The sequence below is a fragment of the Nguyenibacter vanlangensis genome, assembly GCF_038719015.1.
GTDB lineage: Bacteria > Pseudomonadota > Alphaproteobacteria > Acetobacterales > Acetobacteraceae > Gluconacetobacter > Gluconacetobacter vanlangensis.
In genome coordinates, this window is the sequence record NZ_CP152276.1 from 2,740,001 (window position 1) to 2,752,998 (window position 12,998).

Here is a 12,998-nt window from a genome sequence, read left to right on the forward strand (position 1 = left end):
CCTGCCCGTCAGTCAGTCGTCCGTCATCGAGCACCTGCAGCAGCACGTTGAAGATGTCCTCGTGCGCCTTTTCGACCTCATCGAACAGGATGACCTGGTAGGGACGCCGCCGCACCGCTTCGGTCAGCACGCCACCTTCTTCGTACCCGACATAGCCCGGCGGGGCGCCGATCAGGCGGGATACGGCGTGTTTTTCCATGAACTCGCTCATATCCACGCGCAACAGCGCCTTTTCATCGTCGAACAGGAACCGGGCCAGAGCCTTGCACAGTTCGGTCTTGCCCACGCCCGTCGGACCAAGGAAGAGGAACGAGCCGATCGGACGATTGGGATCCTGCAGGCCGGCGCGGGCACGGCGGACGGCATGCGCCACGGCCTTCAGCGCCGGTTCCTGGCCGACGACACTGCGGCGCAGCTCGTCCTCCATCCGCAGCAGCTTGGCACGCTCGCCTTCGAGCATGCGATCGACCGGCACGCCGGTCCAGCGCGAGACGACGGACGCGACACCCTGTTCGGTCACGGCTTCACTCACCAGGCCCGCGCCCCTGGCCGCCGCCTCATTTTCTTCCTGCACACGGGCGATCTGCTCCTGGAGGCCGGGGATGACGCCGTACATCAACTCCGACGCCCGAGCCAGATCGCCCCGGCGCTGCGCGACCTCGACGTCCGAGCGGGCTTGGTCAAGCTGCTCTTTCATCTTCTGCACCGCGTTGACCCGGTCCTTTTCCGCATGCCAGGCCGCGGTCATGGCATTGGATTTTTCTTCCAGTTCGGCCAGTTCGGCTTCCAGCTTGACCAGGCGTTCACGGCTGGCCGGATCTTCCTCCTTGCGGATCGCCTCGCGTTCGATTTTCAACTGGATCAGCCGGCGATCGAGTTCGTCCAGCTCCTCGGGCTTGCTGTCGATCTGCATGCGCAGGCGGCTGGCCGCCTCGTCCACCAGATCGATCGCCTTGTCCGGCAGGAACCGGTCGGTGATGTAGCGGTTCGACAGCGTCGCCGCCGCCACCAGGGCATTGTCGCTGATCCGTACGCCGTGATGGAGTTCGTATTTTTCCTTGATGCCGCGCAGGATCGAAATCGTGTCGGCAACCGAGGGCTCGCCGACATAGACGGGCTGGAAGCGCCGGGCGAGCGCCGCGTCCTTCTCGATATATTTGCGGTACTCGTCCAGCGTGGTGGCACCGATGCAATGCAGGGTGCCCCGCGCCAGTTCCGGCTTGATCAGGTTGGAGGCGTCCATCGCCCCATCCGACCGACCAGCCCCGACCAGGGTATGCATTTCATCGATGAAGAGGATGACCTGTCCCTCGGCGCTTTCGATTTCCTTCAGCACCGCCTTCAGACGCTCTTCGAACTCGCCGCGGAATTTCGCGCCGGCAACCAGCGCGCCGAGGTCGAGCGACAAAAGCTTCTTGTTCTTCAGCGCCTCGGGTACGTCGCCGTTCACGATACGCAGGGCCAGACCTTCGACGATGGCAGTCTTGCCAACGCCGGGTTCGCCGATCAGCACCGGATTGTTCTTGCTGCGCCGGGCCAGAACCTGGATCGCGCGACGGATTTCCTCGTCCCGGCCGATGACCGGATCGAGTTTGCCCTGCTGGGCGATTTCCGTAACGTCGCGCGCATATTTCTTGAGCGCGTCGAAGCTGGCCTCGGCGTTACCGCTCGTGACCGTGCGCCCCTTGCGGATGGCGGCGACAGCCTTTTCCAGCGCCTGCGCACTCGCGCCGCCGTCACGCAACGCGCGACCGGCCGGCGTTTCCGACGCCGCGATGGCGACCAGCAGGCGATCCTGCGCCACATATTCGTCGCCGGCATGCTGCGCCATGCTCTGCGCCTTATCCAGCACCCGGACGAAATCGGGTGTGGCCTGCGGCTGACCGGCGCCGCCTCCCTGAACACGGGGCAGCTTCGCCAGGGCGGCCGCGATTTCGGCCTGGATGGCCGGTACCTGGCCGCCGGCGGCACGGATCAGCGAGGCCGCCGCGCCCTCGGGATCGTCCAGGAGCGCCTTGAGCAGATGTTCCGGCGTCAATTGCTGATGATAGTCCCGCACCGCGATCGTCTGGGCGGCCTGAAGGAAGCCGCGCGACCGTTCGGTGAACTTCTCGATATCCATGATCCCATGTCCCTTTCACTGAGGCGACCTGAAGGCCGGGCGCCGCGCCCCTGCATGAGGCGACGCGACACCCGGAACAGCACCGACATGGGAACAATGATGCGCTATGACAAGGGTCTGGCAGGTAGAGCGCAAGGCATGACGTCCCTCGAACGGTCCAAGGGCAGGCCGATGAACGGGCAGGTCAATGAAACAGGGGGGAGACTTCCTTTAGCGCGGCGACGGCGCATTGCTCGTCGAGATCGCCGCCCGGGGCGCCGGATACGCCCAATCCCCCCAGGACCGAACGGTCGGCCCGGCGGATCAGCGCGCCGCCCGGCACGAACAGCACCTGCGGGATCGTGTTCAGCGCGCCGTTGGCCGGACCGGTAACCTTGGCCGCGATCAGGGCACTGGTCGTATCCTTGTCGAAGGTCATGCCATAGGCATAGGCGGTATAGGCCTTGCGATAGGACACGGACAGCGATTGCAAGGGCACAGTATCGCCCTTGATGATGACCTGTTCATGACCCGAAGGGTCGACCACCGCGGCGGTCACCGACCAACCATGGGCGGCGCAGATGCGCACCGCCGCCGCTGCCAGTTTTTCAGCCAGCTCCCAGGACAATTTCTGGGTCGTGACGATGCCGGCCCCCTCTGCCCGGGTCGGGGCCGGAGCGGCGGTGCAGGCAAACCCCACCAGACACATGGACAGCCGAACGCAGCACAGGCGCACGGTGGTCAATCCTTTCTGATCGACGGGCCGAGGAGCAGCAAGTCGGCAGGCGACAGCCGGTCCGCCGCCGTGCTGGCCTGGTGCCAGTACGGATAAAGCAGCGGCGGAGCGCTCACACGGTCCAGCCGTGCCATGTCCTCGGACGACAGAGCAAGCTCGGCGGCCGCGAGGTTGTCGGCCAGTTGCGCCTCAGTACGCGCGCCGATCACAAGCGACGTCACGGCCGGACGCTGCGCCACCCAGGCCAAGGCGACCTGAGCGGCGGAAACGCCGCGCTCCTGGCCGATCGCCACCAGCTCTTCGACGACGTCGTAGAGCTTCTCGACGTCGTAGACCGGCGGTTCGTTCCATTGGGCCAACTGGCGGGTGCCTTGGGCTTCGGCTTGGCCGCGCCGATGCTTGCCGGAAAGCAGGCCGCCCGCCATCGGGCTCCAGACCTGAACGCCGAGCCCCTGATCCACGGCGAGGGGCAGCAATTCATATTCGACTTCGCGTGCCTGGAGCGAATAATAGATCTGCTGCGCCACCGGAGCGATCAGTCGGTTGCGTTCCGCCGTGCCGAGCGCCTTCATGATATGCCAGGCGGAGAAATTGGACACGCCGGCATAGCGGATCTTGCCCGCGCGGGTCAGGGTATCCAGCGCTTCGAGCGTTTCGTCGAGCGGGGTCTGGCCGTCCCATTCATGCAGGTAGTAGAGGTCGATATGGTCGCGGCCCAGACGGCGCAGGCTGGCCTCGGCCGCCGCTACGATATGATAGCGCGACAGGCCGGCATCGTTGGCCCCCGACCCCATGTGGAAGCGGGCCTTGGTGCCGACGAGAATTTCGCCCGAGCGGCCCTTCAGCGCCTGGCCCAGGATCTCCTCGGAGAGGCCGGTGGAGTAGATGTCGGCCGTGTCGAACATGTTGACGCCGGCCGCGATGCACATGTCGATCTGACGCATGGCGCCCGCGAGGTCGGTATTGCCGGTCTTGGCGAAGGCGCCCTTGCCGCCGAACGTCATGGTTCCGAGGGTGAAGGCGGATACGCGCAGGCCGGAGCGGCCGAGCTGACGATACTGCATGAACGATCTCCCAGTCCTTGATGGGCTGTCTTGATATGCCTCGGGGACTATGGGCGCCGGCTCCGGGGAATGATAACCGTCAAATTCGGAAAGCTTCTTCCGGGAAAGGCGAACGAAAAATGCGCGATACCGACGAGATGCGGATTTTCGTCGAGATCGTCCGGCAAGGTGGCCTGTCGGCGGCGGCGCGTCATCTGGGGCTGGCGATTTCGGTCGTCAGTGATCGGCTGTCGCGCCTGGAGCGCCGGCTGGGCACGCGATTGCTGGTGCGGACCACGCGCCGGCAGACATTGACCGAGGCCGGGCGCATCTATCTGGATGAATCCACCGCAATCCTGTCCGCGACCGAGGGCATGGAGGCCCGGGTGCGCGAAACGGTGAACGCGCCCGGCGGCTTGTTGCGCGTGACCGCCCCCCTGCCCTTCGGACGGATCAAGCTGGCGCCCTTCGTGGCTGGATTTATCCGCCGGCATCCGGACATTCGCGTGCATCTGACGCTGGAAGACCGGATGACCGACATCGTGGGCGAGGGTTATGACATCGCCATTCGCGGAGCGCCGGTCGTGGATACCATGCTGGCAGGCCGGCGGCTGATGGAAAGCCGACGCGTGCTGGTGGCCAGCCCCGCCTATATCGCCCGGCACGGGCAACCCGAGATACCGGGCGACCTGGCCCGGCATGCCTGTCTGGTGGCGAATACGAGCGGCCAATGCCGCGGCACGTGGCGGTTCGGCCGCGGAGAGAATACGCGCATCTACCGTGTGGACGGCCATCTGGCATCCAGCCATTCGGAACTGCCGGTTCACTGGGCACTGGATGGGATGGGGTTGACGCAGAAATCGCTCTGGGAAGTCGAAGACCATCTGCGGGATGGGCGGCTGGTGACGGTGATGGAGGCCTGGGAGCCGGATCCGGTGACCTTCTATGCCATCCACACCATCAGTACCGCGCATTCACACAAGATCGCCTTGTTCATCGGCGAACTGGTGCAGCCGGGGCTGGGAATCGCCGATTATGCCCCGTAGGTGACGGAGGGCCCCAGATCGCACGATCAGACCTACGGGCCCACTGCGCTCCGGCCCGGAAAGGCCGCGTTCAGCATGTGTTTTCGAGCACCAAAAGCGCGGCGACCTTATTGACCGGTCGCCGCGGAGCGCAGGAAATGCGCGTCAGATTATCGCCAGCATGCGCATTTCCGGGCGGACCCTTAGTTGCGGGTCTTGTCGACCAGCTTGTTCTTGCCGATCCACGGCATCATGGCACGCAGCTTTTCGCCGACCTGTTCGATCTGGTGTGCATTGTTACGCGCACGGATCGCCTTGAAGCCGACATTGCCCGACTGGTTTTCCAGGATGAAGTTGCGCACGAACGTGCCGTCCTGGATATCCGTCAGGACGCGCTTCATCTCGGCCTTGGTTTCCGGCGTCACGATGCGTGGGCCCGTGACATACTCGCCATATTCCGCGGTATTCGAGATCGAATAGTTCATGTTCGCGATGCCGCCTTCATAGATCAGGTCGACGATCAGCTTGGTTTCGTGCAGGCACTCGAAATAGGCCATTTCAGGGGCATAGCCGGCCTCGACCAGCGTTTCGAAACCCGCGCGGATCAGCTCGACCAGCCCGCCGCACAGCACGGCCTGTTCGCCGAACAGGTCGGTTTCGACCTCTTCCTTGAAGGTGGTCTCGATGATGCCGGCGCGGCCGCCGCCATTGGCCGACGCATAAGACAGCGCGATTTCGAGCGCGTTGCCTGATGCGTTCTGCGCCACGGCGACCAGCGAGGGCACCCCGCCACCGCGCTGATATTCGGAGCGCACGGTGTGGCCCGGGCCCTTGGGCGCGATCAGGAACACGTCCAGGTCGGGACGAGCCTCGATGATGCGGAAATGGATCGACAGGCCGTGGGCGAACGCCAGCGCGGCCCCCGGCTTCAGGTTCGCTTCCAGATGTTCTTTGTACAGCGCGCCCTGGCCCTCATCCGGGGTCAGGACCATGACCACGTCGGCCCACGCCGCGGCGGCGGACGGGTCCATCACCTTGAAGCCCGCAGCCTCGGCCTTGGCCACGGCGGTGGAGCCGGGGCGCAGGCCGATCACCATCTCGGTGACGCCGCTGTCCTTCAGGTTGTTGGCATGGGCGTGGCCCTGGCTGCCATAGCCGATGATCGCGACCTTCTTGGACTTGATCAGGTTCACGTCGGCGTCGCGATCGTAATACACGCGCATGGAAAACACTCCTGTTGAAACGGTGGAAAAAAGGGACCTGCGGGATCAGATCGTCCGGGGACCCCGGATGATCGCGGCGACGCCGGTACGGGACACCTCGGCCAGGCCCAGCGGACGCATCAGGTCGATAAAGGAATCGAGCTTGTCGGTCGCGCCGGTCAGTTCGAAGATAAAGGATGTAGCCGTCGTATCGACGGCACGGGCGCGAAAGGCCTCGGCGATGCGCAGCGCCTCGGTCCGGGCCTCGCCGGACGAGACGACTTTCACCAGCGCCATTTCACGGGCCACGTGCGGGCCCAGTGCGGTCAGGTCGGCTACCCGATAGACCGGCACCAGGCGACCCACCTGCGCCTTGATCTGCTCGATCACCTGCGGCGTGCCGGAGGTGACGATATTGATGCGCGACTGGTGACGCGATTCCTCGACCGGAGCGACGGTCAGGCTTTCGATATTGTAGCCGCGGCCGGAAAACAGGCCGATCACGCGGGCCAGTACGCCGCTTTCGTTTTCGACCAGAATGGAAATGACCGCGGAGATCGTCGTCTCCTCCTGCGTGGTCATGATGGCTCTTCCTGAAATGGCGACCGGCGCGGGGCATGCGTGACCTCCGTGTCGGCAGGGATGGGGACGAGGCGGTCGGGCACGCCCGGCCGATGCGATAGCGGACGCGCCGATCAGACCAGCATGCGGCCCTCGGCACTGACCTTGACCTCGTCATCCTGTTCCGGGCCGAGCAGCATCTGGTTGTGGGCGGCGCCGGACGGAATCATCGGATAGCAGTTCTCGTCCTGCGCCACGCAGATATCGGCCACCACCGCGCCCGGTTCGGCCAGCATGGCGCGGATGACGTCATCCAGTTCACCGACGCAGGACGCACGCAGGCCGCGGGCATGGAAGCTTTCGGCCAGACGGACAAAATCCGGCAGGGCCGCGCTGTAGCTTTCGGAATAGCGCGAACCATGCAGCAATTCCTGCCACTGGCGCACCATGCCCATATATTGGTTGTTCAGGATGAACAGCTTCACCGGCAGGCGGTACTGGGCGATCGTGCCCAGTTCCTGGATGTTCATCAGGGTCGACGCCTCGCCCGCGATGTCGATGACCAGGGCGTCGGGATGGGCGATCTGCGCGCCCACCGCCGCCGGCAGGCCATAGCCCATCGTCCCCAGGCCGCCCGAGGTCAGCCAGCGGTTCGGCTTGTCGAATTGGAAATGCTGGGCCGCCCACATCTGGTGCTGGCCGACTTCGGTCGAGACATAGGTGTCGCGCCGGGTTTCCATCGCCAGTTCGTAGAGGCGGCGAACGGCATATTGCGGCCGGATGATCGCCGACGGCGCCATGTCCTGTTCGAAATGCAGGCTGCGGATGCCTCGCCATGCATCGATCTGCTGCCACCATTGGGACAGGGCGGCCGCATCGGGCGTTTCGGTCTGCCGTTCCCATTCCTCGATCATCATATCGATGATACGGCCTGCATCGCCCAGGACCGGCACGTCGACCTGCACGATCTTGTTGATCTGCGACGGATCGATATCGGCGTGGATCTTGAACGAATCCGGCGAGAACGCATCCAGCCGCCCGGTGACGCGATCATCGAAGCGCGCACCCAGTGCGATCAGCACATCGCAGCCATGGGTGGCCAGATTGGCTTCGTACGTGCCGTGCATGCCCAGCATGCCCAGGAACTGGCGGTCGGTCGTCGGATAGGCGCCCAGCCCCATCAGCGTGGAGGTGCAGGGAAAGCCTGTCATCCGCACCAGGCGACGCAGCGACTCGCTGGCGCGGGGGCCGGCATTGATAATGCCCCCGCCCGTGTAGAAAAGCGGCCGCCTGGCCTGCTTCATGGCCGCGACGGCACGCGCCACGGCATCGCGGTCCGGCTCGGTGCGCGGGCGATAGGACGGGTGCGGCGCGCGCGACGCAGGCTGATACGGCGCCGGCCCCACCGTCACGTTCTTCGGCAGGTCGACCACCACGGGGCCAGGGCGGCCGCTGCGGGCGATATGAAAGGCTTCGTGCACCACCCGGGACAGGTCGGCGGCACGCCTGACCAGATAATTATGCTTGGTCGCCGGGCGCGTGATGCCGGTCGTGTCGGCTTCCTGGAACGCATCGGTGCCGATCAGCGGCACGCCGACCTGTCCCGTGAAGCACACCACCGGGATGGAATCCATCAGCGCATCCACCAGGCCGGTGACGGCATTGGTCGCGCCCGGGCCGCTGGTGACCAGCACCACACCGACCTTGCCGGTCGAGCGGGCATAGGCTTCGGCAGCGTGCACGGCTGCCTGCTCGTGCCGGACCAGCACGTGACGGATCGCGTTCTGCTTGAACAGCGCGTCATAAATCGGCAGAACGGCGCCGCCCGGATAGCCGAAGACGACCTCGACCCCCTGATCGACGAGAACGCGAAGCAGAACCTCGGCCCCGGAGAGGACGACGTCCCCAGCCTGGGTGCGCGTGTTCAACTTCAGGTCGTTCAGGTTCGGTGTCGCGTTCATGTTCCTTGCTCCTCCACCCGAGCTGTTCATGGGCACCTGATGGTGGCCATTCGGGCGGAATGTCGGGGGTTTAGGGAAACTGAGGCCCCGCGTCAATCCGTCTTAGAATAAAAGAAATGGGATCGACATCATTTCTTTCCATTTGTTGAGCATCCCCCGTCATGCGTGCCGCGACGACCAGGCTGTCTGCGTCCGCCGCCAGGCGATGGTGGGCGAACCAGGTCGCTTGCCGCCGTGTGTAGCGCCCCGTTGCCAGCACGGCGTGATGCGCGGCTTCCTCCAGGGTGTGCTCTCCGTGCAGCCAGGCCGTCAGTTCCGGCACGCCATGCGCGCGCATGGCCGGCAGGCTGGGCGGGAGGGAGTGTGCCAGCAACGCCCGGACCTCGTCCACCGCGCCGGTCCGAAGCATGACGGCGAAGCGCGCGGCAATTGCGGCGCGCAGGATATCACGCGGCGGATCCAACCGGACGGCGATCATCCGGCATGCCAGCGGCGGCAGGGTTGCGGCGCGGCGCCAATGGATCATGCCACGGCCGGTCCCGGAGAGAACCTCCCACGCCCGGGCGAGACGCTGACTGTCGGAAGGGCGCAGGGTGGCAGCGGTTTCAGGATCGTATTTCGCGAGCCGCGCATGCAGGGCGGCGGGCCCCTCGGCTTCGACAAGGGCGCGGGCCTCGGCACGGGCGGCGGGTCCGGGGTCCGGGATATCGGTCAGTCCGTCGGTCAGGGCGCGCAGATACATGCCGGTGCCCCCGCACAGGATCGGCATGCGGCCTGCGCTCCACGCCGCCCGGATTTCAGCCAGGGCCTGCGTACGCCACCAGGCGACGCTGCCCGGCTGCGCGGCCGGCAGGATCCCGTAGAGACGGTGCGGCAATTCGGCCTCGTCCTGCGGACTGGGACGCGCGGTGACGATGCGCAGTTCGCGATAGACCTGCATCGAGTCCGCGTTGATGACGACGCCGTTCGTCGCACGGGCCACCGCCATGGCCAGCGCCGACTTGCCCGAGCAGGTCGGCCCGGCGATCACGAGGACCGGCCGACCGCGTGAATCCGCCGCTTGCGTCACGGCGCCATCCCTGTCACACGCATCGGCATCATGTCGCTGTCCCATATCCTTACACTCGTCGCCAATCGCGCAGCCACGACCCTGACCGATGCCCATATCGGCGCGGCGCGCGACATGGTGAAGGGCGGCACCCCCACCATCCTGTCGCCCGGCGAGGCCGCCGAGATCCCCTGTCCGCCCCCCGGCGACGGAATGCCGACGCTGGAGACGATCCGCGCGGTCTTCGGCCCGCGCCATGTCGACACCCTTCTGACGCGTTCGCGCGGACGGCGCAAAGGGCTTCTGGTCGCGGACATGGACAGCACCATCGTGGCCAACGAGACATTGGACGATCTGGCCGCCCATGCCGGCATCGGCGAGCGTATCGCCGAGATCACCCGCCGCTCGATGAATGGCGAGATCGATTTCGCGGCTGCCCTGCGCGAACGGGTCGGGCTGCTGGCCGGACTGCCGGACTCGCTGCTGGAAGCCGCCTGGAAGGATGTGCGGCTGAATGAAGGCGCGCGCGAGCTGGTGGCGACGATGCGTGCGCACAACGCCCGCACCGCGCTGGTATCGGGTGGCTTCACCTTCTTTACCGGACGGGTCGCGTCGCTGTGCGGATTCAGCGAGCATCATGCCAACGTGCTGGAAAGCCGGGAGGGTATGCTGACCGGCACCGTCGCCGAGCCGATCCTTGGACCCGACGCCAAGCGCGCGCACCTGCGACGGCTGGCCGAAGCCGGACGGTTGAAGCCGGCCGCCACCATGGCGGTAGGAGACGGCGCGAACGATCTGAACATGCTGCGCGACGCCGGGCTGGGCATCGCCTTTCACGGCAAGCCGATCGTACGCGCCGCCGTGGCCAATCGCGTGGATCATACGACGCTGCGCACCCTGCTGTTCGTCCAGGGGTATCCTGCCGCCTCCTTCGTCGGCGCGGCCTGAACGCCGCCCGAATATCCGTGCGGCAGTTGCGGGGCATCGGGCACGCATCTTATAAGCGAAGGCATAACCCCCGCAGTCCATGACCCTGTGAACGGGCCGATGGATCAGCCTTCTACGATCGGACGGAGCTTCCGGTGCGCACCACTGTCATCCAGATGGCCCCCGGCGCGTCCTTGCCGGATAATATCGCCGAGGCACGGCGCCTGATTGCCGCTGCGGTTTCCGCCGACCGGCCGGACCTGGTGGTACTACCGGAAATATGGAGTTGTCTCGGCGGGACCGCCGAGGTGAAATTCGCCAGTGCCGAGGAATTGCCTCCGCCAGGCGCACCGGAAGGCGGCGTCGGCCCGCTTTATCGCTTCCTGAGCGAAACCGCGCATGCCCATGGCATTACCCTGCATGGCGGCTCGATCGGACAACGTTGCGGGGACCGGCTGCTGAACACCAGCCTGATCTTCGGCCCCGATGGGGTGGAGCGCGCGCGCTACAGCAAGATTCACCTCTTCGACATCACCACTCCCGGGGGCGAGGGCTATCGTGAAAGCGATACCTATGCGCCGGGCCGGAATGTCGTGACGGTACCGGTCGGACCGTTCATGGCCGGCCTGGCCATCTGCTACGATATCCGGTTCGCCGAACTGTTCCTGTCCTTGAGGCGGCAAGGCGCGAACCTGATCATCCTGCCTGCCGCCTTTACCGCCGAAACGGGCGAGGCGCACTGGCAGACCTTGCTGCGCGCGCGGGCGATCGAGACCCAGTGCTGGGTCGTGGCATGCGGCACTACCGGCACGCATGCCGACGCCAATGGAAATGCACGGAAGACTTACGGCCATTCGATGATCATCGATCCATGGGGTACAGTCGTAGCCCAGGCCTCGAACGGCATCGGCTGGGTGACCGCGCGGCTGGACCTGGACATGGTCGAACGTGTCCGTGCCGGAATTCCGGTGATGGACCATCGCCGCCTGACATCCTGAATGCTGGGCCGCCTGATCCTGGACCCGGTCATTTTGCGGGGCGCGCCATGAACGAGATCCATCCCCCCGTCTGGCCGTCGGGGCAGCCGCCACGGCGGCTCGCCTTCATCGCGGCGCCGAATCCTGGTGCCCACCGAACACTGGAAAGCCTGACTGCCCGCTACGGCCAGCATACGCCGCAGGAGGCCGATGCCGTCATCTGCCTGGGCGGGGATGGGTTCATGCTGGAAATCCTGCATATGATGCTGGGCCAGACGACCCCGGTCTACGGAATCAATTGCGGATCGGTCGGGTTCCTGATGAATCCGGCGATTCCTGATGATCTGCCCATGCACCTGACGCAGACACAGGCGGCGACTCTGCACCCTTTGCGCATGACCGCGCAGAAATCGTCGGGCGAGATCATCGAAGCGCTGGCGCTGAACGACGTGTTTCTGTTCCGCGAAACCCGTCAGGCAGCCAAGATCCAGATCGAGGTCGATGACCGGGTGCGGATGCCCGAACTCATCTGCGATGGCGTGCTGGTTTCAACGCCGGCGGGATCGACGGCCTATAACCTGTCGGCGCACGGGCCGATCGTACCGCTGTCGGCCAATCTGCTGCCCTTGACGCCGATCAGCGCCTTTCGCCCCCGACGCTGGCGCGGTGCACTGCTGCCATCGGCGGCACGGGTACGGCTGACGATCCTGGAACCCGAGAAGCGCCCTGTCGCCGCTGTGGCTGATTTTACCGAAGTGCGGGACGTCGTGTCGGTCGAAATTGCCGAAGACCGGGCGATCCAGACCACCCTGTTGTTCGATCCCGGCCAGAGCCTGTCCGAACGGATCCTGGCGGAACAATTCACCGTCTGACGGCGGATCGGACACGAAAGATGGTGCGAGCTGCGGGACTCGAACCGGGCCCGTGCATCACACACAACTCAATTAACTCAAACACTTGCGGGCCGATAAAACGCCGTCGTGGGCAATATACCGAGGTTATCGTGGGCAACAAGTGGGCAAGCTAGATACGTTCCAGACCGACCCCGATGGCCAACACGTCGTCAAGGCGGTGGACTGTGATGTCACGCCGGGACAGGCCCAGCACGCGCGCCATACGCTTGATTATTTGCGCATCGCCCATGCGGCGGCATCGCTCCAACGCATCAACGACTGGTCCGTAGTAAACATCTATTACACCATCAATCCCGGCCCCAGGCTTCGCGACCCAAAGCACAAACTCTCTGTATTCAACCTGCATCGCTAGTTCCTCCTTGGTTGCGACACGAAAAACGTAGTGCGAACGCCTCCAGTCCGTCAAACACATCTTCCAAAGATGATTGTTAATTGCAGGGAATATCCAATTTGTATTTATGAAGAACGCCATGACGATTCATGAGAACTTTCATAAATTCATG

The 12,998-nt window shown here is 65.0% G+C and carries 12 protein-coding genes (1 of these 12 cut by a window edge); 4 read left to right on the top strand and 8 right to left on the bottom strand.

Annotation, left to right across the window (positions count from 1 at the left end; all coding sequences use genetic code 11):
• The 3 genes from clpB to AAC691_RS12755 all read right to left on the bottom strand — a co-directional run.
• Window positions 1-2,122, bottom strand: the 5' portion of a protein-coding gene (gene clpB, locus AAC691_RS12745) for an ATP-dependent chaperone ClpB (protein WP_323989572.1). It extends 482 nt beyond the left edge of the window; the window shows 2,122 of its 2,604 coding nt (coding positions 1-2,122); the start codon lies at window positions 2,120-2,122; the stop codon falls past the left edge of the window.
• A 184-nt stretch (window positions 2,123-2,306) separates the two neighbouring features.
• Window positions 2,307-2,810, bottom strand: a complete 504-nt coding sequence (locus tag AAC691_RS12750) for a heme-binding protein (protein WP_342630213.1) — start codon at window positions 2,808-2,810, stop codon at window positions 2,307-2,309.
• A gap of 32 nt (window positions 2,811-2,842) precedes the next feature.
• Complete coding sequence (locus AAC691_RS12755; protein WP_342627165.1) at window positions 2,843-3,901, bottom strand: aldo/keto reductase; 1,059 nt, start codon at window positions 3,899-3,901, stop codon at window positions 2,843-2,845.
• A 119-nt stretch (window positions 3,902-4,020) separates the two neighbouring features.
• On the opposite strand from AAC691_RS12755, the gene AAC691_RS12760 reads away from it, so the two are divergent.
• Window positions 4,021-4,926 carry a LysR family transcriptional regulator gene (locus AAC691_RS12760; RefSeq protein WP_342627166.1) on the top strand — a complete coding sequence of 302 codons (906 nt, stop codon included), beginning with the start codon at window positions 4,021-4,023 and terminating at the stop codon, window positions 4,924-4,926.
• A gap of 182 nt (window positions 4,927-5,108) precedes the next feature.
• On the opposite strand, the gene ilvC is transcribed toward AAC691_RS12760, so the two are convergent.
• The 4 genes from ilvC to miaA form a co-directional block, all read right to left on the bottom strand.
• The gene (gene ilvC / locus AAC691_RS12765; RefSeq protein WP_176638732.1) at window positions 5,109-6,128 is read right to left on the bottom strand and encodes a ketol-acid reductoisomerase; all 1,020 of its coding nucleotides are present in this window, start codon (window positions 6,126-6,128) and stop codon (window positions 5,109-5,111) included.
• Window positions 6,129-6,173: 45 nt separating this feature from the next.
• Complete coding sequence (gene ilvN / locus AAC691_RS12770) at window positions 6,174-6,689, bottom strand: acetolactate synthase small subunit (protein WP_176638733.1); 516 nt, start codon at window positions 6,687-6,689, stop codon at window positions 6,174-6,176.
• A 113-nt stretch (window positions 6,690-6,802) separates the two neighbouring features.
• On the bottom strand, window positions 6,803-8,629 hold the full coding sequence (ilvB, locus tag AAC691_RS12775) for a biosynthetic-type acetolactate synthase large subunit (RefSeq protein WP_342627167.1): 1,827 nt from the start codon (window positions 8,627-8,629) through the stop codon (window positions 6,803-6,805).
• Between the two features lie 70 nt (window positions 8,630-8,699).
• Window positions 8,700-9,698 carry a tRNA (adenosine(37)-N6)-dimethylallyltransferase MiaA gene (gene miaA, locus AAC691_RS12780; RefSeq protein WP_342627168.1) on the bottom strand — a complete coding sequence of 333 codons (999 nt, stop codon included), beginning with the start codon at window positions 9,696-9,698 and terminating at the stop codon, window positions 8,700-8,702.
• Window positions 9,699-9,728: 30 nt separating this feature from the next.
• Between miaA and serB the strand changes: the two genes are divergently transcribed.
• The 3 genes from serB (at window position 9,729) to AAC691_RS12795 (ending at window position 12,453) form a co-directional block, all read left to right on the top strand.
• Window positions 9,729-10,625, top strand: coding sequence for a phosphoserine phosphatase SerB (gene serB / locus AAC691_RS12785; RefSeq protein ID WP_176638736.1), 897 nt, complete (start codon window positions 9,729-9,731; stop codon window positions 10,623-10,625).
• Between the two features lie 134 nt (window positions 10,626-10,759).
• Window positions 10,760-11,602 carry a carbon-nitrogen hydrolase family protein gene (locus AAC691_RS12790; protein ID WP_176638737.1) on the top strand — a complete coding sequence of 281 codons (843 nt, stop codon included), beginning with the start codon at window positions 10,760-10,762 and terminating at the stop codon, window positions 11,600-11,602.
• A 47-nt stretch (window positions 11,603-11,649) separates the two neighbouring features.
• Window positions 11,650-12,453: an NAD kinase gene (locus tag AAC691_RS12795; protein ID WP_176638738.1), complete on the top strand. Its 804-nt coding sequence runs from the start codon at window positions 11,650-11,652 to the stop codon at window positions 12,451-12,453.
• Window positions 12,454-12,604: 151 nt separating this feature from the next.
• Here the strand turns inward: AAC691_RS12795 and AAC691_RS12800 are convergent, their stop codons facing one another.
• Window positions 12,605-12,841: a hypothetical protein gene (locus AAC691_RS12800; protein ID WP_342627169.1), complete on the bottom strand. Its 237-nt coding sequence runs from the start codon at window positions 12,839-12,841 to the stop codon at window positions 12,605-12,607.
• Window positions 12,842-12,998 lie beyond the last annotated feature (157 nt).

Excerpts from the sequence above, each read along its gene's own strand:
- serB (WP_176638736.1), top strand. The coding sequence starts at position 9,729 with ATGTCGCTGTCCCATATCCTTACACTCGTCGCCAATCGCGCAGCCACG.
- ilvC (WP_176638732.1), bottom strand. The coding sequence starts at position 6,128 with ATGCGCGTGTATTACGATCGCGACGCCGACGTGAACCTGATCAAGTCC.
- ilvN (WP_176638733.1), bottom strand. The coding sequence starts at position 6,689 with ATGACCACGCAGGAGGAGACGACGATCTCCGCGGTCATTTCCATTCTG.
- AAC691_RS12800 (WP_342627169.1), bottom strand. The coding sequence starts at position 12,841 with ATGCAGGTTGAATACAGAGAGTTTGTGCTTTGGGTCGCGAAGCCTGGG.
- ilvB (WP_342627167.1), bottom strand. The coding sequence starts at position 8,629 with ATGAACGCGACACCGAACCTGAACGACCTGAAGTTGAACACGCGCACC.
- AAC691_RS12750 (WP_342630213.1), bottom strand. The coding sequence starts at position 2,810 with ATGTGTCTGGTGGGGTTTGCCTGCACCGCCGCTCCGGCCCCGACCCGG.
- AAC691_RS12760 (WP_342627166.1), top strand. The coding sequence starts at position 4,021 with ATGCGCGATACCGACGAGATGCGGATTTTCGTCGAGATCGTCCGGCAA.
- AAC691_RS12755 (WP_342627165.1), bottom strand. The coding sequence starts at position 3,901 with ATGCAGTATCGTCAGCTCGGCCGCTCCGGCCTGCGCGTATCCGCCTTC.
- AAC691_RS12795 (WP_176638738.1), top strand. The coding sequence starts at position 11,650 with ATGAACGAGATCCATCCCCCCGTCTGGCCGTCGGGGCAGCCGCCACGG.